The sequence below is a fragment of the Pseudomonas sp. URMO17WK12:I9 genome, from assembly GCF_900230165.1.
Lineage (GTDB): Bacteria > Pseudomonadota > Gammaproteobacteria > Pseudomonadales > Pseudomonadaceae > Aquipseudomonas > Aquipseudomonas fulva.
In genome coordinates this window covers 385,189-410,990 of the sequence record NZ_OCMQ01000001.1, presented here as the reverse complement: position 1 = coordinate 410,990, position 25,802 = coordinate 385,189, and the positions used below count along the sequence as shown (strand labels likewise).

19 protein-coding genes are annotated in these 25,802 nt (G+C 62.2%); 4 read left to right on the top strand and 15 right to left on the bottom strand.

What is annotated here, in order from left to right; translation table 11 throughout:
- Positions 1 to 456 precede the first annotated feature (456 nt).
- On the bottom strand, positions 457 to 1,632 hold the full coding sequence (locus CRP40_RS01850) for a DUF3800 domain-containing protein (RefSeq protein WP_027915879.1): 1,176 nt from the start codon (positions 1,630 to 1,632) through the stop codon (positions 457 to 459).
- 463 nt (positions 1,633 to 2,095) lie between these two features.
- Between CRP40_RS01850 and CRP40_RS01845 the strand changes: the two genes are divergently transcribed.
- Positions 2,096 to 3,094: a DUF2314 domain-containing protein gene (locus tag CRP40_RS01845; protein WP_081728225.1), complete on the top strand. Its 999-nt coding sequence runs from the start codon at positions 2,096 to 2,098 to the stop codon at positions 3,092 to 3,094.
- A gap of 129 nt (positions 3,095 to 3,223) precedes the next feature.
- Here the strand turns inward: CRP40_RS01845 and CRP40_RS01840 are convergent, their stop codons facing one another.
- The 9 genes from CRP40_RS01840 to mtnA form a co-directional block, all read right to left on the bottom strand.
- A complete protein-coding gene (locus CRP40_RS01840) occupies positions 3,224 to 4,159 on the bottom strand; it encodes an AEC family transporter (protein ID WP_027915878.1) in 936 nt (311 codons plus the stop codon).
- Position 4,160: 1 nt separating this feature from the next.
- Positions 4,161 to 5,036 carry a carboxylate/amino acid/amine transporter gene (locus tag CRP40_RS01835; RefSeq protein WP_027915877.1) on the bottom strand — a complete coding sequence of 292 codons (876 nt, stop codon included), beginning with the start codon at positions 5,034 to 5,036 and terminating at the stop codon, positions 4,161 to 4,163.
- A gap of 154 nt (positions 5,037 to 5,190) precedes the next feature.
- Positions 5,191 to 6,867, bottom strand: a complete 1,677-nt coding sequence (gene rpsA / locus CRP40_RS01830) for a 30S ribosomal protein S1 (protein WP_003252673.1) — start codon at positions 6,865 to 6,867, stop codon at positions 5,191 to 5,193.
- A 124-nt stretch (positions 6,868 to 6,991) separates the two neighbouring features.
- Complete coding sequence (gene cmk, locus CRP40_RS01825) at positions 6,992 to 7,678, bottom strand: (d)CMP kinase (protein ID WP_023533778.1); 687 nt, start codon at positions 7,676 to 7,678, stop codon at positions 6,992 to 6,994.
- Positions 7,675 to 9,882: a bifunctional prephenate dehydrogenase/3-phosphoshikimate 1-carboxyvinyltransferase gene (locus tag CRP40_RS01820; RefSeq protein WP_027915876.1), complete on the bottom strand. Its 2,208-nt coding sequence runs from the start codon at positions 9,880 to 9,882 to the stop codon at positions 7,675 to 7,677. The genes cmk and CRP40_RS01820 overlap by 4 nt, the downstream gene beginning before the upstream one ends.
- Positions 9,883 to 9,992: 110 nt before the next feature.
- Complete coding sequence (pheA, locus tag CRP40_RS01815) at positions 9,993 to 11,087, bottom strand: prephenate dehydratase (protein WP_023533762.1); 1,095 nt, start codon at positions 11,085 to 11,087, stop codon at positions 9,993 to 9,995.
- The gene (serC, locus tag CRP40_RS01810) at positions 11,087 to 12,172 is read right to left on the bottom strand and encodes a 3-phosphoserine/phosphohydroxythreonine transaminase (RefSeq protein ID WP_023533733.1); all 1,086 of its coding nucleotides are present in this window, start codon (positions 12,170 to 12,172) and stop codon (positions 11,087 to 11,089) included. The genes pheA and serC overlap by 1 nt, the downstream gene beginning before the upstream one ends.
- A gap of 136 nt (positions 12,173 to 12,308) precedes the next feature.
- Positions 12,309 to 15,074, bottom strand: coding sequence for a DNA gyrase subunit A (gene gyrA / locus CRP40_RS01805; protein ID WP_027915875.1), 2,766 nt, complete (start codon positions 15,072 to 15,074; stop codon positions 12,309 to 12,311).
- Between the two features lie 387 nt (positions 15,075 to 15,461).
- Entirely contained in the window at positions 15,462 to 16,538 is a 1,077-nt protein-coding gene (gene mtnA, locus CRP40_RS01800) for an S-methyl-5-thioribose-1-phosphate isomerase (protein WP_027915874.1), read from the bottom strand.
- Positions 16,539 to 16,898: 360 nt separating this feature from the next.
- Here mtnA and ubiG point away from each other — a divergent pair, with 360 nt between their 5' ends.
- Genes ubiG through CRP40_RS01785 form a run of 3 tightly spaced genes read left to right on the top strand, consistent with a single transcriptional unit; the run spans position 16,899 to position 19,038 of the window.
- The gene (gene ubiG / locus CRP40_RS01795; protein WP_023533768.1) at positions 16,899 to 17,597 is read left to right on the top strand and encodes a bifunctional 2-polyprenyl-6-hydroxyphenol methylase/3-demethylubiquinol 3-O-methyltransferase UbiG; all 699 of its coding nucleotides are present in this window, start codon (positions 16,899 to 16,901) and stop codon (positions 17,595 to 17,597) included.
- Between the two features lie 2 nt (positions 17,598 to 17,599).
- Positions 17,600 to 18,271, top strand: a complete 672-nt coding sequence (gene mupP / locus CRP40_RS01790) for an N-acetylmuramic acid 6-phosphate phosphatase MupP (RefSeq protein ID WP_027915873.1) — start codon at positions 17,600 to 17,602, stop codon at positions 18,269 to 18,271.
- Between the two features lie 26 nt (positions 18,272 to 18,297).
- Positions 18,298 to 19,038, top strand: coding sequence for a YciK family oxidoreductase (locus CRP40_RS01785; protein ID WP_027915872.1), 741 nt, complete (start codon positions 18,298 to 18,300; stop codon positions 19,036 to 19,038).
- 103 nt (positions 19,039 to 19,141) lie between these two features.
- Here the strand turns inward: CRP40_RS01785 and CRP40_RS01780 are convergent, their stop codons facing one another.
- The 5 genes from CRP40_RS01780 to CRP40_RS01760 all read right to left on the bottom strand — a co-directional run bounded on the left by CRP40_RS01780 (position 19,142) and on the right by CRP40_RS01760 (position 25,694).
- Complete coding sequence (locus CRP40_RS01780) at positions 19,142 to 19,927, bottom strand: iron-containing redox enzyme family protein (RefSeq protein WP_027915871.1); 786 nt, start codon at positions 19,925 to 19,927, stop codon at positions 19,142 to 19,144.
- Positions 19,928 to 19,957: 30 nt separating this feature from the next.
- On the bottom strand, positions 19,958 to 22,414 hold the full coding sequence (locus tag CRP40_RS01775; protein ID WP_027915870.1) for an EAL domain-containing protein: 2,457 nt from the start codon (positions 22,412 to 22,414) through the stop codon (positions 19,958 to 19,960).
- A gap of 305 nt (positions 22,415 to 22,719) precedes the next feature.
- The gene (locus CRP40_RS01770; protein WP_027915869.1) at positions 22,720 to 23,040 is read right to left on the bottom strand and encodes a hypothetical protein; all 321 of its coding nucleotides are present in this window, start codon (positions 23,038 to 23,040) and stop codon (positions 22,720 to 22,722) included.
- Positions 23,037 to 24,401 (bottom strand): acyclic terpene utilization AtuA family protein, encoded by a 1,365-nt coding sequence (locus tag CRP40_RS01765; RefSeq protein ID WP_027915868.1) that lies wholly within the window; start codon positions 24,399 to 24,401, stop codon positions 23,037 to 23,039. Before CRP40_RS01765 ends, CRP40_RS01770 begins: the two co-directional genes overlap by 4 nt.
- Complete coding sequence (locus tag CRP40_RS01760; protein ID WP_027915867.1) at positions 24,402 to 25,694, bottom strand: citrate:proton symporter; 1,293 nt, start codon at positions 25,692 to 25,694, stop codon at positions 24,402 to 24,404. It lies immediately after the preceding gene.
- Between the last annotated feature and the right edge of the window lie 108 nt (positions 25,695 to 25,802).

The window sequence follows — 25,802 nt, the reverse complement described above, 5'->3', positions numbered from 1 at the left end:
CACAGGTTGACAGACCGGTCAAATTGAGAAACCCGGCGCACCCGAAGGCGCCCCATGTACAGCCGCCATTGAAGGCCAAGCTATGGATTGCAATTTGAGTCGGCCTGTCAAAGCCGGTCGTTGAGTCGCAACGACTGGCTGAGATTAGGGGCCAACCTGGAACACTGCAATGGGTGAGAGTATCTTTGGGAAATGCCCTACAGGGAAGATGTATAGTCTGATTTCTGCCGCTATGCACTGGACGGAGTAAGCGCTGACGGACATTGCAAGAAACAAGCGCGGCAGACCATTTCGCCAGCCAGACGACGGGCTATGATCGTTACGCTGTCGACGCGAGCCTCATACGAAACCGCGAGCGGTGAAATCACTTTGTCCGTCCCGCCGCCTTTGGTGAGTCACCCTCTTTCGGCGAAAGAACGCTTCAATCATCCCTCGGCCTGTACCGAAAGCTACCCATCATCTCTCTGTGATCAGGTCATCAAGTGAGGATAGTAGTTTCTGTAGGTCCACGAGCCTTGAAGCCTTGATGATGTCGTACTCACCTCGACTACTGAGCATGTAAACCTCTCGGGCTTTTTTGACACGCTCAAGCAACGGCACGACCACACCTGATGCCATCTCGAGAAAGTCATTGATGTCAGCTCTTGTTTGGGGAATCTTATATCCCTTGGATGTACTCGTGATGATGACATCAGCATCTCGTAACTTTGCAATGCCGCTCGACCTCACACGCTGCTTGGACAGATCACCAAAGCCCCTCTCCTCCAGATGAGCAAGGATGTCGGCTATTGGAATGTAGTCCTTGGTCACAAACTCACTCTGGAATCTGAGGTAATCCAGAATACTGAGCTGCAAACGCTCGTCCTCGTCCGGATAAAGGCCGGCTTTATCGATGAAAATATCCGCCTGACGCAGAGCCTCCTGATGCACATGCCAGTCCGCGTAGCTGGAATCATCCATCGAGGGAGCAAGCAGCGAATTGAACTTGGGTGGCCATTCGAGAATGCCGAGCGTCTGCTCACGTAGGATCTTTTTATAGACCTCAGTAATAATGCCGACAGCTTTTTGCTCATAGAGCTGGGCCACGGACCCCGCAAAGAAATCAGCGACCTGAATCAACACATCATCCTTGCTGGATTTTGTCTGGAATGCATGATCGTCCCCGAAGAGGTCTCCCATATAGCGATCCTCAACGTAGGCCTTAAGGCTTTCCTGAAACTCAGCTCCGCCATGCTCATCTACCATCATCTGCAGACTGTGGCAGTTCGTGAAAAGTCGGTTGTAAAGCAATCCGTTGATATGCTTCACGAACGAGGTCTTGAATTGCAGCCCCCCATCTTTGTAGATGCGCTCCTTCTCCACCGCCACGAAATAGAGCTTGATCGGAAGGTTCGCCAGGTCGGTCAGAATACGAACACGTCGCTCAGCATCCTTCGCCCGCACCTTACTGGACTTGATTTCGCCCGTTTGGAAGTGCTTCCGCCGGAGCGCCTCGGCACAGTGGTAGGCATCCTGCAGATTTTTCTCAGCAACAAGAATGGAACAAATGACGAAGAAACGAGAGCTCCCGGCCTTGGATATGCCCAGATCAGAATTACCTGACTCGTCCACATAGGCGTATGTCTTATCCAATTAGATGCCTCCTCATTAATAGGTAGCCGTAGTGCTACCAGGAGCAGGTCCTTCGCTGAATATGTGGACGCGATCAGGGCTGCTTCCACTCTGGCTATGGAGACTCCATAACTAGCGGAGCTATGCAGTCGCAGTCAAGCGCTACCAACAAAATCGCATGAAAGGAGTGTAGTGTCTCTATGGATTCTATGGACCCACGCCTATGCGGTCTAGTATTGCACCGGCGTCTGAACTGAGGTGAATCAAGCCTTAGTGCCTTACCTTATAAACGTTGAATCCGGCATGCCTAGACTCTGTACGAGCTTCCGAGAAAGCCAATTCCTGCCTCCCAACCCCAGAAGAACGTTACGAAAGACTATGGCTGTGTTCAAGGCTCGCCAGCCTCTCGAACCAGCTCCCTGCTCTTCGGTCAGATGACCTTGATACTCTTCGTCATCAACGCGCACTCACACGGATGTACCCCATGACCGAGCAAATCATCTACCCGGCCGACGACAACAGCCCTGCCCTTCAAGCCGCCATCGCCAATGCACAGGCCACGTTCAAGTTCTTCTGGCGCGAGCTCTCCTGGGAGGCGCGCCGGATCATCAAGGGCCTGGAAATGGCCGCCGTGAAGATGGCTTTCCCGGTCAAGGGCAACGACCCGGAACTGCCAACCGTCGAGAACATGTGGCTCAGCGAAGTGGCGTTCGACGGCGTCTCGATCAGCGGCGTACTGCTCAACGAACCGGAATGGGCTACGGGCTTCGATGCAGCGCAGCGTGTGACGCTGCCGTTTTCGGCGCTCACTGACTGGATGTACGTGTCTGCCGGTGAGGTCTATGGAGGCTTCACCATCGATGCAATGCGCAGCGAGATGCCCGCAACCGAACGTGCTGAACACGATGCGGCGTGGGGCCTGGAATTTGGTGAGCCCGGGTTCGTGGCGCTCGTACCGGCACCCAAAGGGCAACCTCAGGTATTGCTCTCGCGGGCCCTGGATACTCCTGCTGACGCCGAAGCGCTCAAGCGGCTGGAAGAGGCTGACCATCCCATGGCCGTGAACATGGTGGCGCAGGTGCACGATGCACTGGTGCAACATCCTGCCATGGTGACCGATCCCGATGAGGGCGGTTGGTTGCTGCTGCACCGCGAAACGCTGGCGGGCAACTACCCGGTGGTGAGCGCTCTGCTTGAGCACGGGGCCGACACCTCGGCGCTCAACCCGCTGGGTCAAACGCCGTTGCAACTGGCCGAGCAGGCAGGCTGGCCGCGACTGGTGCGATTGTTGCGCGGGGAGGAGGTGCCGCTTGCAGCGCCGCACGCCCCTGCCCCGCAGGCGCGACCCGCTGAACCTGACGAGGAGCAGACGCACACCCGGCCCCACGCCCAGGCGCAGCCACAGCAAAACAGCCGGCCGCGCTGGATGATCGTGGCTGGCGTGGTAATCGTGGTGGCCTTGATCTGGCTGCTGGTGCGCTAGCGACCTACCCGGCGGTCAAGCAGCCGTGTCGGTGAGGCGTTCTGGACCAGCGCCTCACCCTCAGTGTTCAGGTCCCGGCCAGCATGTCGCTGAACGCGATCGGAATCTCTGAGCGTTCGAACCGCTCATTCACTGCGCATACCCCAAAAGGTAAAGCAGCGCCGTCAAGGTCAGCAGTGAGACCACCGTTGACCAGAGAATGGTCCTGGAGATCAAGCCCGCATCCCGGTTGTAGTACTCCGCCAGCATGAACGGCCCAGTACCGGTGGGCAGTGCAGCCAGCAGCACGGCCGAGGCGGCCCACATGTCGGGCAGGTGAAACACCTTGTACGCCAGCACCCAGGTCAGCGCCGGCTGGCCGATCAATTTCAACGCCACCAGCGGCCAGGGGCTGGCCTGTGCGCGCGGCTGTTTCTCTGCCAGAAAGGCTCCGAGCGACACCAGTGCACAGGGCGTGGTGGCCAATGCGAGCATGTCGAGCAAGTGCATCACCGGTTCGGCCAGCCCCAGCCCGGTCATGGCCCACGCTGCACCTGCCAGCGGCGCGACGACCAGCGGGTTTTTGGCCAACGCCTTGAGCACCAGACCCACGGCGCGGCCCACTTCGGGCTCATCCTGCAAGCCGATTTCGATCAGCATCAGCGACAGGGCAAATACCAGGCAGACCACAATCAACGATGAAATCAGCGCTGGTTGCAAGCCAGGCTGACCGAACAGCAGCAAGCACAAGGGAATGCCGATGTAGCCGGTGTTGGCGTAGCCGGCACTCAGCCCATCGATGCTCGACGCCACTAATCCATGGCCGCCGCGCAGCCGCCATAGCAGGGTAATCGCAAACATCGCCAGGGCCCCGGCGCCAAATGCGGCGATGAAACCAGGGTGCCAGATTTCAGCCCAGGTGGCCGTGGCGGTGACCTTGAACAGCAAGGCCGGCAGGCACAGCCAGACCACCATCTTGTTGATTTCGGCCGCTGCCTTGTCGCCCAGTTTATGGGTACGGCGGCACAGGTAGCCGACGATGATCAAGGCGAAGATCGGTGCGACAATCACGAAAACGGTGTGCATGTCAGGCTTTGCCGGGCATTGGGGCCTGTGCCCGTGCACTGAAACGACTCAACCATACCGATCCCAGAATGATGGCTCCGCCTGCCAGAAGCCGCCCAAGCGGTTCATGCTGGTTCCAGATCAGCAGGTTGAGCAGCAGCCCCACCGGCACGTGCAGGTTGTTCATCACGGCGAGCGTGCCACCCGATACCAGGCAAGCACCCTTGTTCCACCAGTACAGGCCCAGCGCCGTGGGGCACAGCCCCAGAAACACCAACACGCCCCACTGCACCGACGTGCTGGGCAGGTGTGCGCCGTTGCCGAACAACACAAACGCAGGTAGGACCACCAACAGTGCCCCCAGGTAGAAATAGCCGAACCGCGCATAGTGCGGCAGGTCACTGGGAAAACGGGCAACCAGATGCCGATACAACACTTGGCCCGCGGCATACGTGAAGTTGGCCAGCTGTAGCAACAGGAAGCCCATGAAGAATTCGCCACTGATGCTGTCGAAGCGAATCACCGCCGCGCCGGCTACGGCCACCAGCGCTGCCAGCAGCGCCCATGGGTTGAACCGCCGGTTCATGGCATCTTCGATCAGGGTCACGTGCAACGGCGTAAGAATGGTGAACAGCAATACCTCAGGTACGCTGAGCACGCGAAAGCTCAAGTAAAGGCACACGTAGGTGATGCCGTACTGCAAGGCACCTATCAGCAGCATCGAGCGGACAAAGCGCGGTTCTACCTGCCGCCATCGGGTCAACGGCAGAAAGACCAGGCCCGCCAGCACCACGCGTGCAAGCACGGCAAAATAGCTGTCGACGTGGCCGGCCAGGTACTCGCCTATCAAGCTGAAAGAGAACGCCTGGATAAGCGCAACGATGATCAGATAGCCCATGGTTGTCTCTCGAAAATCAAGGTCGGGACCTTAGCGGGTTGAGGCAAGCGAGTTCAACCACGAAAAACGTAGGGACACGCCCTAAACGAGGCGAAGATGACGCCCATAAAAAAGGGCGACCCGAGGGTCGCCCTTTTTACCGATCAAACAGAACTCAGTTCTGCTTGGCCATTGCTTCGCGCAGCAGCGCAGCCATGGTGGTATCGGCAGCCGCTTCCGGAGCGTTTTTCAGGCTCTGGATGGCTTCACGCTCTTCAGCGTCGTCTTTGGACTTGATCGACAGGCTGATGACACGCGATTTGCGGTCAACGCTGATGATCTTGGCTTCGATCTCTTCGCCTTCCTTCAGAACGTTACGCGCGTCTTCAACGCGGTCACGGCTGATTTCGGAAGCTTTCAGAGTGGCTTCGATGTCGTCGGCCAGGGTGACGATGGCACCTTTGGCGTCAACTTCTTTCACGATGCCCTTGACGATAGCGCCCTTGTCATTGACAGCAACGAAGTTGGAGAACGGATCGTCTTCCAGCTGCTTGATGCCCAGGGAGATGCGCTCGCGCTCTGGATCGACCGACAGGATGACGGTTTCCAGCTCGTCGCCCTTCTTGAAACGACGTACGGCTTCTTCGCCGGTTTCGTTCCAGGAGATGTCGGACAGGTGAACCAGGCCGTCGATGCCGCCGTCCAGACCAATGAAGATACCGAAGTCGGTGATCGACTTGATGGTACCGGTGATCTTGTCACCCTTGTTGAACTGGCCGGAGAAGTCTTCCCATGGGTTGGACTTGCACTGCTTGATGCCCAGGGAGATACGACGACGCTCTTCGTCGATGTCCAGAACCATGACTTCCACTTCGTCGCCAACCTGAACGACTTTCGACGGGTGGATGTTCTTGTTGGTCCAGTCCATTTCGGAAACGTGTACCAGACCTTCAACGCCTTCTTCCAGCTCAGCGAAGCAGCCGTAGTCGGTCAGGTTGGTTACGCGAGCCTGTACGCGAGTACCTTCTGGGTAACGGGCAGTGATAGCTACCCACGGATCTTCGCCCATCTGCTTCAGACCCAGCGAAACGCGGTTGCGCTCGCGGTCGAACTTCAGAACGCGTACGTCGACTTCGTCGCCAACGTTAACGATTTCCGATGGGTGCTTGATACGCTTCCAAGCCATGTCGGTGATGTGCAGCAGGCCGTCGATACCGCCCAGGTCCACGAATGCGCCGTAGTCGGTGAGGTTCTTGACGATACCTTTGACTTGCTGGCCTTCCTGCAGGGTTTCCAGCAGGGCTTCGCGCTCGGCGGAGTTCTCGGCTTCCAGCACGCTGCGACGGGAAACGACAACGTTGTTGCGCTTCTGGTCGAGCTTGATGACCTTGAATTCCAGCTCTTTGCCTTCCAGGTGGGTGGTGTCGCGCACTGGGCGGACATCAACCAGGGAGCCCGGCAGGAACGCACGGATGCCGTTAACGTCGACAGTGAAGCCGCCCTTAACCTTACCGTTGATAACGCCCTTGACCACTTCTTCGGCGGCGAAAGCTGCTTCCAGAACAATCCAGCACTCGGCGCGCTTGGCTTTTTCACGGGACAGCTTGGTTTCGCCAAAGCCGTCTTCGACCGCGTCCAGCGCAACGTGCACTTCGTCACCGACCTTGATGGTCAGCTCGCCAGCTTCGTTGTAGAACTGCTCGAGCGGGATGACGCCCTCGGACTTCAGGCCAGCGTGTACGGTAACCCAGTCGCCGTCGATGTCGACAACGATACCGGTGATGATCGCACCCGGCTGAAGATTGAGGGTTTTCAGGCTTTCTTCAAAGAGTTCTGCAAAGCTTTCGCTCATTTTAATTCCTGTAGATTCGGGCGAAACAGACGCCCATCGCCACATTCCAGACAATGTGGGTTTCGTTTAGATAAAGGAAAGCGGGCAGGACGTTGACTGGTGCCCCTGCCTGCCTTCCTGGTTATCAGAGGAGATCGCGCAAGGCGAGCTCGCTCCTGATACGTTGCAACACCTGCTCGATGGACAACTCGGTTGAGTCCAACTGAATGGCATCGGCCGCTGGTTTGAGCGGGGCCACTGCACGTTGGGTGTCGCGCTCGTCACGCGCACGAATCTCATCCAGCAGACTCGACAGACTAACATCTTCACCCTTGCCCTTCAACTGAAGGTAACGGCGGCGGGCACGTTCCTCGGCACTGGCGGTCAGAAATACCTTCAGCGGCGCGTCCGGAAACACCACCGTGCCCATGTCACGGCCATCGGCAATCAGGCCTGGGGCCTCGCGAAAGGCGCGCTGGCGCACCAGCAGCGCATCGCGCACCGCAGGCAGCGAAGCAACCATGGAAGCACCGGCACCGACGGTCTCGGTGCGAATCACGTTGCTGACATCCTCACCCTCGAGAATGATCTGCTGCAGTTTACCGGGCTCGGCGGCAATGAATTGCACATCCAGATGGGCGGCAAGCTGAGTCAGCAACTCCTCGTTGGTCAGGTCCACGCCATGGTTGCTGGCATTGAAGGCCAGCAGACGGTACAGCGCGCCCGAATCCAGCAGCCGCCAGCCCAGCTCGCGCGCCATCAGACCGGCCACGGTCCCCTTGCCGGAACCACTGGGCCCGTCGATAGTAATGACTGGCGTCAAGGCGCTCACGACTTGCCCTCTTCGGCCACGCGGATGCCAACCTCAGCGCACAGCGACAGGAAGTTGGGGAACGAAGTGGCGACGTTGGCGCAGTCATGGATACGAATCGGCGCGCTGGCGCGCAGCGATGCGACGCTGAAGGCCATCGCGATGCGGTGGTCACCGTGCCCGTGCACCTCACCGCCGCCCAGTTGCCCGCCGTCGATGATGATGCCATCGGGGGTGGGCTCACACTGGATGCCCAAAGTGAGCAGGCCATCGGCCATCACCTGGATGCGGTCGGACTCTTTCACGCGCAGTTCTTCGGCACCGCGCAGCACGGTACGCCCTTCGGCGCAGGCAGCGGCGACGAACAGCACGGGGAATTCGTCGATGGCCAGTGGCACGAGCGCCTCCGGGATCTCGATACCCTTGAGCTTGGCACCGCGCACACGCAGGTCCGCCACCGGCTCACCGCCCACCTCACGCTGGTTCTCCAGGGTGATGTCGCCGCCCATCAAGCGCAGGATGTCGATGACGCCGGTGCGGGTCGGGTTGATGCCGACATGTTCGAGCACCAGTTCCGACCCCTCGGCAATGGATGCCGCCACCAGGAAGAACGCTGCAGACGAGATATCGGCCGGCACCTCGATGCGGGTGGCGGTGAGTTTGCCGCCGGACTGCAACGAGGCGACCGGGCCATCGGACTGCACGTGGTATCCGAAACCGCGCAGCATGCGCTCAGTGTGGTCGCGCGTTGGCGCCGGCTCGGTGACGGTGGTGCGCCCCTCGGCGTACAGGCCGGCCAGCAGCAGGCAGGATTTGACCTGGGCGCTGGCCATCGGCAGCGTGTAGGTCAGGCCCTTGAGCGGCTTGCCGCCGCGAATGGTCAGCGGCGGACGGCCTTCGGGGCCGGTCTCGACCACGGCGCCCATTTCGCGCAGCGGGTTGGCCACCCGGTTCATCGGGCGCTTGGAAAGCGAGGCGTCGCCGGTCATGGTGACGTCGAACGACTGGCCGGCCAGCAGGCCCGACAGCAGGCGCATCGAGGTGCCGGAGTTACCCACGTACAGTGGACCCGGCGGCGGCTTCAGGCCGTGCAGACCGACACCATGGATGGTCACGCGGCCCTGATGGGGGCCTTCGATGACGACGCCCATGTCGCGAAATGCCTGCAAGGTCGCCAGGGCATCTTCACCTTCGAGGAAACCCTCGACCTCGGTGGTGCCTTCGGCCAGCGAGCCGAGCATGATCGAGCGGTGGGAAATCGACTTGTCGCCCGGTACGCGGATTCGCCCGTTCAGGCGGCCACCGGGTTGGGCCAGGAAAATCAGATCGTTGGCGTTCATAGCGTCCACATAGGCCCGGCGGGCCAGGATTTTACTGAAATGCTCGCGGGCAAACCGAGCGCGGGTGAAAACACCCAGCAGCTGGTGCCCGTCCCCTTCAGCGATCGCGTCGCGCAAGGCGTCGAGATCACTGCGATATGTATCGAGTGTGCGCAGGACAGCGTCGCGGTTGGCGAGAAAGATGTCATGCCACATGGTCGGGTCGCTACCGGCGATTCTTGTGAAATCGCGAAAGCCTCCCGCAGCGTACCGGAAGATGTCCAGGTTTTCATTGCGCTTGGCCAGCGAATCGACCAGCCCGAAGGCCAGCAGGTGTGGCAAGTGGCTGGTCGCAGCCAGCACTTCGTCGTGGCGCTCGACGGGCATATGCTCAACGTCAGCCTCCAGCGTACGCCACAGGCGATCGACCAGGGCCAACGCAGCAGGGTCGGTTTCGGCCAGCGGCGTGAGGATGACCTTATGCCGACGGAACAGGCTGGCGTTGGACGCCTCCACCCCGCTCTGCTCGGAGCCGGCGATGGGGTGGCCAGGCACGAAGCGCGACAAGCGCTCGCCAAGGACCGAACGCGCTTCGCGCACGACGTTACCCTTGGCGCTGCCGACGTCAGTGATCACGGCCTCACCCAGATCGAGCCGGGCCAGGCGCGCCAGGACTTTCTCCATGGCCAGGATCGGCACGGCCAGCTGGATCACGTCGGCGCCAATGCAGGCCGTGGCCAGGTCCTCTTCGCAGCGATCGACCACGCCCAGGGCAACGGCCTGCTTGCGCGAAGGCGCATCGAGGTCGACGCCGACCACTTCGCGGCACAGGCCACTTTCACGCAGGCCTTTGGCGAACGAGCCACCGATCAGACCGAGACCGACCACCACCAGGCGGTCGATGATCGGGACGGGTTTGGTTTTTGCTGCTTTTACCACTGGTATGAACCCTGTACGAAAATCGAGGCAGTCCTTGAGGGCTTACGGGGCCATGCATCGGCCCAGAAGGTTGCGCTTCAAAGCACCGCCTTCGGATAAGACCCCAGCACTTTCAGCGCCACCGCCTCCTGGCTGATCTGTTCGAGCACTGCCTTGATCAACGGATCGCGGTGATGACCGACGAAGTCGATGAAGAAGACATACGTCCACTTGCCACTGCGCGAAGGCCGGGTCTCGATGCGGGTCAGGTCGATGCCGTTCTGGTGGAACGGCACCAACAGCTCGTGCAGGGCACCGGGCTTGTTGCTCATCGAGACGATGATCGAGGTCTTGTCGTCCCCAGTGGGCGGCACTTCCTGGCTGCCAATCATCAGGAACCGCGTGGCGTTGTCCGGGCGGTCCTCGATTTTCTCGGCAAGGCGGGTCAGCCCGTACAGGTTGGCCGCCATGTCGCCGGCGATGGCCGCCGAGTTCCACTCACCCTTGACCCGCTTGGCAGCCTCGGCGTTGCTCGACACCGCTACCCGCTCGACATTGGGGTAGTGGGCATCGAGCCACTTACGGCACTGGGCCAATGACTGGGCATGGGAGTAGATGCGGCTGATACTGTCGGTCTTGGTGTTCTCGCCCACCAGCAGATGGTGGTGAATACGCAGCTCCACTTCGCCACAGATCACCATGTCGTGCTCGAGGAAGCTGTCCAGGGTGTGGCTCACTGCGCCTTCGGTGGAGTTTTCCACCGGCACCACGCCGAAGTTCACGGCCCCGGCCGCCACTTCGCGGAACACCTCGTCGATGGCCGCCATCGGGCGGCTGACTACCGCATGACCGAAATGCTTCATGGCGGCGGCCTGGGTAAAGGTGCCTTCAGGGCCCAGGTAGGCGATCTTGAGCGGCTCTTCCAATGCCAGGCACGAGGACATGATCTCGCGGAACAGCCGCGCCATCTCCTCGTTGTCCAGCGGGCCCTTGTTGCGCTCCATCACGCGCTTGAGCACGGCAGCCTCGCGCTCGGGACGATAGAACACCGGCGCCTCGCCCTCGGCCAACGACGCCGTCTTGACCTTGGCCACTTCCTGGGCGCAGCGGGCACGCTCGCTGATCAGCTCGAGAATCTTTTCGTCGAGGCTGTCGATGCGCACACGCAGCGCCTGCAGTTCATGCTCGGACATCAACCGTGCTCCTTCTCGAATTCAGCCATGTAGGCCACCAGGGCTTCGACCGCATCCAGACCCAAGGCATTGTAGATGGATGCACGCATGCCTCCGACTGACCGGTGTCCCTTGAGGTTGAGCAGGCCACGGGCGTCGGCACCGGCCAGGAAGGCCTTGTCCAGACGCTCGTCGGCCAGGCGGAACGGCACGTTCATCCACGACCGGGCATTGACGCTGATCGGGTTGCTGTAGAACGCGCTGGCATCGATGAACCCGTACAGCAGGTCTTTCTTGGCACGGTTGCGCTGCTCCATGGCGTCCACGCCGCCCTGCTCCTTCAACCACTCGAAGACCAGGCCCGAGAGGTACCAGGCATAAGTCGCAGGCGTGTTGTACATCGAGCCATTGTCTGCCGAAACCTTGTAGTCGAGCATGGTCGGGCAGCTGCTGCGGGCATGGCCCAGCAGGTCTTCACGCACGATGACCACCACCAGCCCGCTGGGGCCGATGTTCTTCTGGGCACCTGCGTAGATCAGGCCGAACTGCGACACGTCGATGGGGCGCGAGAGAATGTCGGAGGACATGTCGACCACCAGCGGCACATCGCCGGTCTGTGGCACCCAGTCGAACTGCAGGCCACCGATGGTCTCGTTGGAGGCATAGTGCACGTAGGCTGCGTTGGCGGTCAGGTTCCATTCGTTCTGGCCAGGGATGGCCAGGTAGTCGTAGGGCTTGGCGCTGGCAGCCACGTTGACGTTGCCGAAGCGGCGCGCTTCCTCGATGGCTTTCTTCGACCAGATACCGGTCTCGATGTAGTCGGCGGTGCCGTCTTCAGGCAACAGGTTGAGCGGGATTTCGGCAAATTGCTGGCTGGCGCCGCCCTGCAGGAACAGCACCTTGTAATTGGAGGGGATGGACAGCAGGTCACGCAGGTCCTGCTCGGCCTTCTCGGCTATGGCCACGTAGTCGTCGCTGCGATGGCTCATCTCCATGACCGACAGGCCCTTGCCGTGCCAGTCCAGCATCTCGGCCTGGGCGCGCTGCAGCACGGCATCAGGAAGCGCGGCAGGGCCTGCGCAGAAGTTAAAGGCTCGTTTGCTCACATCCACTCTCGCTCTGCCAAATAGAACAACATCGTAATTCGGTGGCCCAGGCCTGCCTGGGGCCCTTGCAGGCCAAATGCCTGGCTTGATCAGTCAAACGGGGCGACCTTGGTCGCCCCGTTCGGGTTCAGCGCACTTACTCTTGCGGGGCTTCTTCGGCGCCCGCTGCATCTTGCTCGTCAGGGGCCTGGGCCTCCACGCCCTCCTCGTCAAGCTCGATGAGCGCATCGAGCTCTTCCTCGGAAGGCTCCTGGATGCGCTCAAGGCCCACCAGCGTCTCGTCGGAGGCCAGCTTGATCAGCGTCACGCCCTGGGTGTTACGGCTCAGGCTGGACACCTCGCCGACCCGGGTACGCACCAGTGTGCCCTGATCGGAAATCAGCATGATTTCCTCACCTTCCTGCACCTGGATGGCGCCGATCAGCAACCCATTGCGCCCCTTGGTACCCATGGCGATCACGCCCTGGCCGCCACGGCCGCGACGAGGGAACTTGGACAGCGGGGTACGCTTGCCATAGCCACGCTCGGACGCGGTGAGGATCTGCGCACCGGACTCCGGGATCAGCATCGAGATGATTTGCTGCCCCTTGCCCAGCTTCATGCCGCGCACGCCGCGGGCGGTACGGCCCATTTCGCGCACCACGCTTTCGGCAAAGCGGATGACTTTGCCGGCGTCGGAGAACATCATCACTTCCTTGGCGCCATCGGTGATGGCCGCAGCGATCAGGGTGTCACCTTCCTTGAGCTTCAGGGCGATCAGGCCGTTGGAGCGAGGACGGGCAAACTGGACCAACGGCGTCTTCTTGACAGTGCCGGAAGCGGTGGCCATGAAGATGTAGGCGCCAGTAGGCTCTGCCGCCCACTCGGGGGTGTCGCCTTCTTCCTCGTCCACTTCCTCGACTTCGACCAGCTCGCCTTCGAGCACGGCGTCATCGGCGTCTTCGAGTTCTTCTTCAAGGTCGGCGTTCTGCTGCAAGGCCTCAAGATCGACCTGCAGCATGGCGGTGATGCGCTCACCCTCTTCCAGCGGCAGCAGGTTGACCAGCGGGCGACCACGGGCAGCGCGAGATGCCTCGGGGATTTCGTAGGTCTTTTTCCAGTACACCTTGCCCTTGCTGGAGAACAGCAGCAGGGTGGCGTGACTGTTGGCGACCAGCAGGTGCTCGATGTAGTCCTCGTCCTTCACGCCGGTGGCCGACTTGCCCTTGCCGCCACGGCGCTGGGCCTGGTAGGCGGACAATGGTTGGGTCTTGGCATACCCACCATGGGAAATGGTCACCACGCGCTCTTCTTCGGGGATCATGTCGCCGTAGTTGAGGTCGTGGCTGGCATTGAGGATCTCGGTGCGGCGGGCATCGCCGTACTCGGCGCGAATCGCCTCGAGCTCTTCGCGGATCACTTCCATCAGGCGCTCGGCGCTGTTGAGAATGCGGATCAGCTCACCGATCTGCTCCAGGATTTCCTGGTACTCGGCCAGCAGCTTCTCGTGCTCCAGGCCAGTCAGGCGGTGCAGGCGCAGATCAAGGATCGCCTGGGCCTGTTCCGGCGACAGGTAGTACTTGCCGTCGCGCAGGCCGTATTGTTCAGGCAGGTCGGCCGGGCGGCACGAATCGGCACCGGCACGTTCGACCATGACCTGCACGGCACTCGATTCCCAGGCGGTGGACACCAGGGCTTCCTTAGCCTCCGACGGGGTGGGCGAGGCCTTGATCATCGCGATGACCGGGTCGATGTTGGACAGCGCAACCGCCTGGCCTTCGAGGATGTGGCCGCGCTCACGCGCCTTGCGCAGTTCGAACACGGTGCGCCGGGTGACCACTTCGCGGCGGTGGCGCACGAAGGCTTCGAGCAGGTCCTTGAGGTTGAGCAGGCGCGGACGGCCATCGACCAGGGCCACGACGTTGATGCCGAACACGCTCTGCAGCTGGGTCTGCGAGTACAGGTTGTTGAGCACCACCTCCGGCACCTCGCCGCGACGCAGCTCGATGACGATGCGCATGCCGTCCTTGTCGGACTCGTCGCGCAGCTCGGTGATGCCCTCGATCTTCTTCTCTTTGACCAGCTCGGCGATCTTCTCGATCAGGCGCGCCTTGTTCAACTGGTACGGCAGCTCGGTCACCACGATCTGCTGACGACCGCCCACCTTGTCGATGTCTTCGATCTGGGAGCGGGCCCGCATGTAGATGCGGCCACGGCCGGTGCGGTAGGCCTCGATGATGCCCTGGCGGCCGTTGATCAGGCCTGCGGTAGGGAAATCGGGACCGGGGATGTGCTGCATCAGCTCATCGATGGTGACGTCCGGGTTGTCGATCAGCGCCAGGCAGCCATCGATGACTTCGCCCAGGTTGTGCGGCGGAATGTTGGTGGCCATGCCCACGGCGATGCCGCTGGAACCGTTGACCAGGAGGTTGGGAATACGCGTCGGCATGACCGCCGGGATCTGCTCGGTGCCGTCGTAGTTGGGCACCCAGTCGACGGTTTCCTTGTGCAGGTCGGCCAGCAGCTCATGAGCCAGCTTGGCCATGCGCACTTCGGTGTATCGCATGGCCGCGGCGTTGTCGCCGTCCACCGAACCGAAGTTGCCCTGGCCGTCGACCAGCAGGTAGCGCAGCGAGAAAGGCTGGGCCATACGCACGATGGTGTCGTAGACCGCAGTGTCGCCGTGCGGGTGGTACTTACCGATCACGTCACCGACCACACGGGCGGATTTCTTGTACGGCTTGTTCCAGTCGTTGCCCAGTTCGCTCATCGCAAAGAGAACGCGGCGATGCACGGGCTTCAAGCCGTCACGCGCATCGGGCAGCGCTCGCCCGACAATCACGCTCATCGCGTAGTCGAGGTAAGACTGTCTCAGTTCGTCTTCGATATTGACCGGGAGGATTTCTTTGGCCAGTTCGCCCATGAGAAGCCTGATTCCTTTTTCTGGTGAAACTTCGCAGCGCCATCAAGGGCCGAACGAAGCTCGCCGCCGCAGTGCACTCGCCTGCGACGACTTACGACAAATCAATGAGTTGTGCCATGGATCTGCGCAATGAAGACCGCCGCACAGCGGGGTCTTGGAAACTGCCGGATATTACCACAACGGCAGGGGTAGTGGGAGATGCGGCAAGTGGCCAGCCGGGCCGCGAATTCATGCCCTGGCCGAGCGGTGCACGCCGGGGTGAACGGTAGCCGCGAGCCCCACAGGCCCGCGCTCGACAGCGCGCCGGGCAGGTGCGCCCGGGCGCGCGTGAACACCTGCTAGGTCGGCAGCGGGCTATGGCGCACGAAGGGTCTGCTGCGCCGCACTTCAGTGAAGGCGCTTGCGGCACATCATCTGCGCCAGCTTGGCGGTATCCGGGCGTTCGATAATGCCGCGCTCGGTCACGATCACATCAATCAGGTCCGCCGGGGTCACGTCGAAGACCGGATTGAATACCTCCACCTCCGGTGCCACCCGCGTGCCGGCATAGTCGAGCAGTTCATCCGGCTCGCGCTCTTCAAGCGGGATGTCATCCCCCGTCTCCAGGTTCAGGTCGATACTGCTGCTCGGGGCCACCACCATGAAGCGCACACCATGGTGCATGGCGCTGACCGCCAGTTGATAAGTGCCGATCTTGCTGGCCACATCCCCATTGGCAGCGATGCAATCAGCGCCGACCACGACCCAGGTGATGCCCTTGGTCTTCATCAAGTGCGCCAGGGCCGAATCGGCGCACAGGGTGACCGGCAGGCCTTCGTTGGCCAGCTCCCAGGCCGTGAGCCGCGCTCCCTGGAGCCACGGGCGAGTTTCCCCGGCGTACACCCGCTCCACCATGCCTTCCAGAAAGCCTGCGCGAATCACCCCCAGCGCGGTTCCGAAACCGCCGCTGGCCAAGGCGCCGGCATTGCCGTAGGTCAGCAGCGTCTGGGCATTGCCCTGGTGTCGGCGGATCAGTTCGGTGCCGTGCTGGGCCATGGTCAGGTTGGCCTCGCGATCGCTTTCGTGAATGGCCAGCGCCTCGGCTTCCAGTGCGCCCAGCACGTTCTCGTCGGGACGCAGGCGTTGCAGGCGCTCGCGCATCCGGTTCAAGGCCCAGAACAGGTTGGCTGCGGTAGGGCGCGCCTCGGCCAGGAGCATGAAATCCTCTTCGAGGTCCATCTCCCAGTCGCCACCTTCGGCCAGACGCTCCTCGGCGGCCAGTACCAGCCCATACGCGGCCACGATACCGATGGCCGATGCGCCGCGCACGGCCATGTCGCGAATGGCGGTGGCCACCTGGGCGACAGTGTCGCAGGCCAACCAGTGCTCCTGGGACGGCAGCAGGCGCTGGTCGAGCAGATGCAGAACGCCGCCCTGCCAGCGGATTCCGGTCACCTTCTCGGCCGCCAAAAGTTGCTCGCGCATCACCTCTCCCCGTCGTTCGCGTATCAAAAGCCGGCGATTATAGCGACCCGGCGCCCCGAGCGCTCGGGTATACTTCGGCCTTTTCCAGCGCAAGCTGCGCGCCGCAGACATCCGGCAGCACAAGCAAGGTTGGGCACAGCGTCGCTGGCCGAGGCGCCATCGCCGCCCGCCCTCTGGCATGGGCCTACTCGGCCACGCACAGAAAACCACCGTACTGCCCGACAGGCAAAAGGCCCACGGCGTGTGCACGAGCCCGGCCTGAACGCCGTGCGAACGCTTGGGCCAACGCCACCGTCTGTATGTCATGTACCTTGCAGCTTGCCACGTGAAGCTGATTCCCACGTTTCTGAGGACTGTTCAATGAGCAACGTCGACCGCGCTGAAATCGCCAAATTCGAAGCGCTGGCCCACCGCTGGTGGGACCGCGAGAGCGAGTTCAAGCCGCTGCACGATATCAACCCGCTGCGCGTCAACTGGATCGACGAGCGCGCCCATCTGGCTGGCAAGAAAGTGCTGGACGTGGGTTGCGGCGGCGGCATCCTCAGCGAAGCCATGGCCCTGCGCGGCGCCTCGGTGACCGGCATCGACATGGGCGAGGCGCCCCTGGCCGTCGCCCGCCTGCATCAACTGGAATCGGGCGTGGAGGTCGAATACCGTCAGGTCACGGCCGAGGCCCTGGCCGAAGAAATGCCCGGTGCCTTCGACGTGGTCACCTGCCTTGAGATGCTCGAGCACGTACCTGACCCGTCATCGGTAATCCGCGCTTGCTACCGCATGGTCAAGCCAGGCGGCCAGGTGTTCTTCTCCACCATCAACCGCAACCCCAAGGCCTACCTGCTGGCCATCGTCGGCGCCGAGTACATCCTCAAGATGCTGCCGCGCGGGACCCATGACTTCAAGAAGTTCATCCGCCCTTCCGAGCTGGGTGCCTGGAGCCGCGTCGCCGGCCTTGAGGTCAAGGATATCATCGGCCTGACCTACAACCCGCTGACCAAGCACTACAAGCTCAGCAGCGACGTGGATGTCAACTACATGATCCAGACCCTGCGCGAGGAATGAGCATGCGCCTGCGAGCGGTACTCTTCGACATGGACGGCACCTTGCTGGACACGGCGCCCGATTTCATCGCCATCTGCCAGGCCATGCTCGCCGATCGAGGCCTGCCGGCCGTCGACGACGAGCTGATCCGGGGTGTGATCTCCGGTGGTGCTCGCGCCATGGTGGCCGCCACCTTCGCCATGGACCCGCAGGCCGAGGGTTTCGAAGCCCTGCGCCTGGAGTTCCTGGAGCGCTACCAGCGCGACTGCGCCGTGCATACCCGCCTGTTCGATGGCATGAGCGAGCTGCTGGAGGACATCGAGCGAGGCAAGCTGCTGTGGGGCGTGGTCACCAACAAGCCGGTGCGCTTCGCCGAGCCGATCATGCAGCGCCTGGGCCTGGCCGAGCGTTCGGCCTTGCTGATCTGCCCGGATCATGTAAAGAACAGCAAACCCGACCCGGAGCCGCTCATCCTGGCCTGCAAGACCCTGGCGCTGGACCCTGCCAGTGTGCTGTTCGTCGGTGACGACCTGCGCGATATCGAATCCGGCCGAGATGCTGGCACCCGCACCGCCGCGGTACGCTTCGGCTACATCCATCCCGAGGACAACCCCAACAACTGGGGTGCCGACGTAGTGGTGGACAGCCCGCAGGACCTGCGTAAAGTCATCGACAGCGCCCTGTGTGGTTGCTGATCACCGCTAACGCCAAAGGATCTGACATGTTCGAATACACTGCCCGCCCCGACCTGCTCAAAGGCCGGGTCATCCTGGTCACCGGTGCCGGGCGCGGCATCGGTGCTGCCGCGGCCAAGGCCTACGCCGCCCTGGGCGCCACGGTGCTGTTGCTCGGCAAGACCGAAGCGAACCTCAATGCGCTCTATGACGAGATCGAAGCGGCCGGGCATCCCCAGCCTGTGGTGATCCCGTTCAACCTGGAAACCGCCTTGGCCCATCAGTACGACGAGCTGGCGGTCATGATCGAGGAACAGTTCGGGCGCCTGGACGGGTTGCTCAACAACGCCTCGATCATCGGCCCACGCACGCCCATGGAACAGTTGTCGGGCGACAACTTCATGCGCGTCATGCACATCAACGTCAATGCCACCTTCATGCTCACCAGCACCCTGCTGCCGCTGCTCAAGCAGTCCGAAGACGCTTCGGTAGTGTTCACCAGCAGCAGTGTCGGGCGCAAGGGCCGCGCCTATTGGGGCGCCTACGGCATCTCCAAGTTCGCCACCGAAGGCATGATGCAGACCCTGGCCGACGAACTCGAAGGGGTGGCGCCGGTGCGCTCCAACAGCATCAACCCGGGCGCGACGCGTACGGCCATGCGCGCGCAGGCCTACCCGAGCGAGAACCCCCAGGACAACCCGCTGCCCGAGCAAATCATGCCGGTCTACCTCTATCTGATGGGGCCTGACAGCAAGGGTGTGAACGGGCAGGCATTCAACGCCCAGTGAACGGCTCGTCTACCTGAGGCCGCCTTGCGCGTTCTCGGCCGTTTCGCAGCCCATCGCCGGCGTATCGGCGATGGGCTGAGCCTGCATCACGACAGGCGCGCAATCACCCCGCCGCCAACGCCGGGCTCGCCCGCTCGTGCTGGGTGGTTTCAAGTTGCATGCACCGCTCCAGGAACAGGTACATGCAGTCATAGCTCTTGCAGATGGCCCGGCGCAATTCGGTGCGCAAGGCCATGCTCGGGTTCTCGCCTACCAGCGTACAGATGATCTCCAGCGCCTCCCACGGGTGGGTGTCGTCATACTGCGCGTGCATCTTGAGCCACTTCATGGCCCGCTTGCGCTGCTCTTCCGGGAAGCCCATCGCGTAGGTGTCGGTGGAACACACCACCGCCGACCACTCCCCGGTGGCTCCTTCGATGGCATAGTTGGTGGCGGCCATGGCAATGGCCAGGTTTTCCGTGGCACACACACGCCAGCACCAATCGTTGAGGCCATTGAGCTCAGGCGGCACATCCTGAGCCTGCAGGTCGTGCAGGTGAATGCCGTGGGCGTGGGCCCAGTTCACCCAGTAATCGGCATGGTTAAGCTCCACGCGGATATTGCGCATCAACCAGCGCCGCGCCATGTCCTCGCCTGGGTGCCGGCCATAACGGGTCTTGGTGAGGTTATGGGCCATGTACAACGAGAACTGCTCGACCACCGGCCAGCCGCCGATCAGGTACTGGCGAATGGTCGCTTGCTTCAATTTGCCGTCACGCAGACGTCGATACACCTCATGGTCAACCACTCGCTGCTTGCTCTCATGGCAATCGGCAAGCAGTTGCTGGGCCCATTTGGGGTAACTGGCCGGGTCCATCAATGGCCCGATACGAACGAATGCATCAATCACTGTCTACTCCTTGTTCTTTGTGATTTCCAGCTAACGAAAGGTGCCAGGCGCCCGCTGCAACAGAGGCCGGGCGGCAATCCGTTGGCGATGCAGACTGTCACATGTGAATACCTGGGGCCGCTCGATCAGATAGCCCTGGGCGTAATCGACACCAATTTCCTGTAGCGCTTGTTCGATCATGGGTGTTTCCACGAATTCTGCAATGGTGCGCTTGCCCATGACATGGCCAATATGGTTGATGACCTCCACCATGGCCCGATTGACCGGATCGTCCAGCATGTCCTTGACGAAGCTGCCGTCGATCTTGAGGAAGTCGACGGGCAGATGCTTGAGGTAGGCGAACGATGACATGCCTGCACAGAAATCATCCAGTGAAAAACGACAACCCAGGCCTTTTAGCTCGTTGATGAAGCGAATGGCGCTGCCCAGGTTGGCAATGGCGCTGGTTTCGGTGATCTCGAAGCAGATCATGCGCGGAGGAATGGCATATTCGGCGAACAGGCGCTGCAGGTATTCGAGGAACTTGTCATCGCCGATGCTTGCACCGGACAGGTTGATGGCGCAGGTCGACAGCGGCCCCTGGTGGCCTGCATCCAGGCATTGGCGGATGATGATGAAGACGTTGCGCACTACCCAGCGATCGAGCGCGGTAATCAGCCCGTAGCGCTCGGCAGCCGGGATGAAGCTGTTGGGGAGTATGGTGCGCCCGCTTTCATCGTGCAGGCGCAACAGGATTTCGATGTGGCCGGGCCCCTCGAAAGCCTTCAACGGCGCGATCTCCTGGGCGTACAGGCAGAACCGGTTCTCTTCCAAGGCCACGTGCAAGCGCTGAATCCAGGCCATCTCGCCAAACCGAATGGACAGCTCGCTGTCATCGGCGTGGTACACCTGAACCCGGTTGCGCCCCTTTTCCTTGGCCATGTAGCAGGCCATGTCAGCAGCCCGCAGTGATGCCTCGAGGGTGCCGGGGGCCTGAGCGATATGCACCAGCCCGATGCTGACCGTGGTCACGAACGGCCGGCCTTTCCACACGAAATGCAGGCTCTGGACGGTCTGGCGTAACTGCTCGGCAATCCGCTCGGCCTGCTCGGACGGGCAATTCTCCAGCAACACGCCAAACTCATCGCCCCCCAGCCGCGCCAGCGTGTCACCTTCTCGCAGGCCCGATTGCAGCACGGCGCAAATGTGCCGAAGCAGCTCATCCCCGGCGGCATGGCCGCACGTATCATTGACCAGCTTGAACTGATCCAGGTCCAGGAACATCAGTGAATGCCGCCCAGGCTGGCGCGCCAGCGCATTGAGCGCCTGCTCCAGCCGGTATTCGAACTCGCGACGGTTGGCCAGGCCTGTCAGCGCATCGTGCGTGGCCTGCCAGGAGAGGTTGGCGATGTACTGGCGCTCCTGGGTCATGTCGTGCAGCACCAGCACGATGCCATTGACCTGTCCGTCATTGACAATGGACGAGCCCACCAGGTTGATCGACACCGTGCTGCCGTCCAGGCGCTGAATCAGGCGGGCATGTTCGGCGCCCCCTTTCAAACTGCCACTGAGCACCTGCTCCACCAGGCTGCGGCCCTCGTCCACGTCGTGCTCGTCCACCAGGGTGAACAGGGCCGACAACGGCAGGCCCAGGGCCTGGGCGGCCTTCCAGTGGGTCAGCTGCTCGGCCGCCGGGTTCATGTAGCCGATCAAGCCCTCCACATCCGTGGTGATTACCGCGTCACCGATAGCCTGCAAAGTGATCTGCGCACGCTCCTTTTCTTCCTCCAGCGCGTTGGCAAACGCCTGGCGCTGGGCCAGCAGTTTGCTGGAGCGCCGCCAGGCGATGGTGATCAGGATCATCGCAGTCAGCAGGTTGGTGATCAGCAGCACCCGCAGCAGGACGCGCGACCCCTCGCCCAGGGCATCGCTGAACGCCTTGGCAGCCGGCGTCACCCCCTCGTTGATGGTGGCAATGCGGCTTTTCCAGGCACGAATCACCTGCTCATCGACCGGCCCGCTGGCGAAGCGCTGGTGCATCTCGCCTGCCAGCACGTTCAGCTTGGCCAGGTAATCGTCGCCGATGTCCCAGTAATTGATGGCTGTCTGCAGGTAGCTGACAGTACGAAAGTGGCGGTAGAACCAGATGATGCGTTGCACGTCGTCGGGGTGGTTGCCACCTTGCAGGACGGCCTGGCGCACCGCCTCCAGGTCCAGATTCGACTGATCCATGAGCTTGCGCGCGCGGTGATCGCCCTGGGGCACCACGATGGCCTGCTGGTAGCGGCCATAGGTGGCTTCGTCGCGCGTGGTGGCGTACAGGTTGAGGTAGTAGATGGCGTCTTTTTGCGCCTTTGACCACAAGCTTTCGCCCGCCACGTAGGCACGCACGGCAGAAAGCGTGTAGAGGCTGAGGCTGCCAAGGGCGACCTGGAAAACCACCACGGCGATGAATGGCCAGGTGAGCCCGAGGAGCTTGGGCGCTTCTTGAGTGCGATGTCCCTTCATGGAGTCCCTGTCACAGAGCAGATAAGGCGCGAATCAACCCAGACAAAGCACAGCGTAGGCCATCTGCCATTAACGCGATGAAAATTTAGGGGCCCGATTTCAGTCAATGATAGCCGCCGCGCCTGCTGCCTGCAGGGCGCAGCGTCTGGCTCGCCGGTTTGAGCGTGGCGCGGTGCTGGACCCATTGTCGCAGACACCGCACGGACCCCGTCAATCACGTCATGCCAGCCTGGTTTTTGGCCCACTCAAGTGCGCACCGCAGGGGCCGGGCTTGACCCGTGCGCACGGCGCGGGCCGACCGCTTGTCAGAGTTCGAGATCCAGCAGCGCCGCCCCCAGCGTCTTGCCATGGGCATCCAAGGCCAGCGATCGGGTCACACCGCCACGCAGGATGCCGGGCAGCACGAAGTTCAACGCCCCGAGCTGCGCCAGCTCGTACCGGCGAACGGGGGGGCCTGCCGGGTCCAGCAACTCGGCAAAGTGGGCCGTGACGCGCTCTACCGTCAGCCACTGGGCCAGGCGCGGGTAGTCAGCCGAATCAAAGGCGATTACCGAGATGTTCGACGTGTCGCCCTTGTCGCCAGTACGGCTGTGGGCTATATCGCGCAATTTCGTGTGGGTACTCATGCCACCTCCTCCAGATGCACCTGCAAGGCGACCGCGTCCCTGGGCAGCAACAGCGAAGCCACCGCCACCACCTGACGCACCGACTTGCTCGCTCCACCGCCGCCATAGGGGCCGTTGGTGTAGAGGGTTTCCACCTCGTTGCCGATGCGCACCGCATCATTTTTGGTGGCGCAGCGCGCCGCCACACGCAGCCGCACCTCCCAGGGCTCGCCCTGGGCGCGCTGGGCCAGGTCGTCACCGTGCAAGGCGCTGACGCCTATCAGCTCGCTGCGTATATCGTCGCAGGCCACACCGGTCAGTTGCAGGCGCTTGCGTACGATCGCTTCGGCCAGGCGCCCGCGGGCCACCGCACCAGGGCCGCCATAGGACATCTGCCCTTCGCCGATCCAACCGTCGAGAAAACCCACCGACACCTTCAACGCCTCCGGGCGCGCGCGCCCACTGGCGCCTCGCACCTGGACCTCATCTTGATCCAGGGCCTGAAACGTCACCTGACTGAAATCAGCCGTCACATCGGGCGTAAGGTAAGCGGCCGGATCATGCACTTCGTACAACAGTTGCTCGGTGCAGGTAGCGGTATCGATGCGCCCGCCGGAACCGGCCACCTTGCTGATCACCGCATGGCCCATGGCATCGATTTCGGCCAGCGGGAAGCCGAGGCGGTCGAGTTCGGGCACTTCCTTCACCCCGGGGTCGGCGAAGTAGCCGCCGCTGATTTGCCCTGCGCATTCGAGCAGGTGCCCGACCAGGGTGCCGCGCCCCAGTAGCGTCCAGTCGTCGACGCGCCAGCCGAACTCGAACAGCTGCGGTGCGAGAAACAGCGACGGATCGGCCACACGGCCGGTGACCACGATATCTGCATCGGCCTGCAAGGCCTGCACGATACCCTCTGCGCCCACATAAGCGTTGGCTGAAATCAATCGATCGCCCAGTTCAGAGAGGGTGGCACCGTTGTCGAGGGTCTGCTCGGGCCATTGCTGCAAGGTGGCGAGCACATCGTCGCCGGTCAGCGCCGCCACTTTGATACCAGGCAAGCCCAGCTCAGCCGCGATGCGGCGGATTTCAGAGGCCGCGCCCAGTGGGTTGGCCGCACCCATGTTGGTGATGATGCGCAGGCGCCGCCGCGTGCCGTCGGCCCCTATACCTACGTAGGGCAGCACGCGGCGCATGCGCTCGCCCAGCAAGGGGTCGAAACCACCGTGCGGGTCCAGCAACCGCGCTTGCTGCGCCAGGGCGATGGTGCGCTCGGCCAGGCATTCGAACACCAGGTAGTCCAGTTCACCCTGTTGCGCCAACTCGATGGCCGGCTCGATGCGGTCGCCCGAATAACCGGCGCCAGCGCCGATGCGTATGGTCTTCATCTAGAAAACTCCAATGACCAGGGCGGTCAAGGTCATCAGAACCGAGGCCGCGAACAGGAAAGGGATGGTGAAGCGCTGGTGATCGGCCAGTTCGATCTTGCACAGGCCAACCAGCAGGAAGGTCGCGGGGGTCAGTGGACTGACCGGAAAACCCGTGGTGTGCACGCCCAGAAGCGAAGCCTGGGCTACTTGCATCGGGTCCACGCCCAAGGCTCTGCCAACCTCGGCGACCACCGGCATGATGCCGAAGTAGAACGAATCCGGGTCGAACAGCAGGCTCAGGGGCATGGAAAGAAAACCGACTACCGCAGGAATCAGTTGGCCATGCCCTGCAGGAATCTGCCCCACCGCCACCTCGGCCATCGCTTTGAGCATGCCGGTGCCTTGCATGATGCCGGTGAAGACGCCCGCGGCCAGAAGAATGCTGGCCATGGTCAGCGCGGTCTTGGCATGGGCGTCGATGCGCGCCCGCTGCGCGTCCACGTTGGGGTAGTTCAGGCACAAGGCGAGCACGGTACCGACCATGAACATCACCACCGGGTCCACCACCCCTGCGATCATTACGCCCATCACCACCAGGGTCAGCAGCAAATTGGGCCAGAACATGCGCGGCTTGCGCAGCTCGCGTTCGGCGTCAGTCAGCACACGCTGGTGAGGGGTGACGTCGAGCGCGTCCCGGCCCAGACCCAGGCGCCGTTCTTCGCGTCGCCCAAGCCAGTAGGCACAGGCGAAGACGAAGATCAGCCCGACGATCTGCACCGGAATCAGCGGCTGAAACAGGTCAGCCACCGGCACGTGCAGCGCTGCCGATGACCGCAGCACCGGGCCGGTCCAGGGCAGGAAGTTGACCCCGGCCGCCATGGCCGTGACGCAGGCCAGGATGCGCTTGTCCATGCCCAGGCGGGTGTACAGCGGCAGCATCGCGGGGATGGTCACCAGGAAGGTCACTGCGCCCGAACCGTCCAGGTGCACCAGCAGGGCCAGCAGGGCCGTGCCCATGACGATGCGCGTCGGGCGTGTGCCGACGCGCTTGAGGATGCGGTCGATGATCGGGTCGAGCATGCCGGCGTCGGTCATGATGCCGAAGAACAGGATGGCAAAAACGAACATGCCCACGACCGGGGCGACGTTCTTGATGCCGGTGATGATGAAGCCGCTGGTTTGCAGGCCGAAGCCACCGAGCAACGCCGCGATGATGGGCAAGGCGATCAGGGCGACCAGGGGGGAGATGCGTTTGCTCATGATGCTCACGAGCATGCACAGGACAGTAGCGACACCGAGGGTGGCGAGCATGGGGTTTCCTCTTGGGCCTCTGGTCCGCGGTTGCGAGAGAAGGCCCTGTTGTTGTTTTGCAAGAGTAATAACAACGGCGTTAGGCTCTGTGAATTGAAATATTCGGCA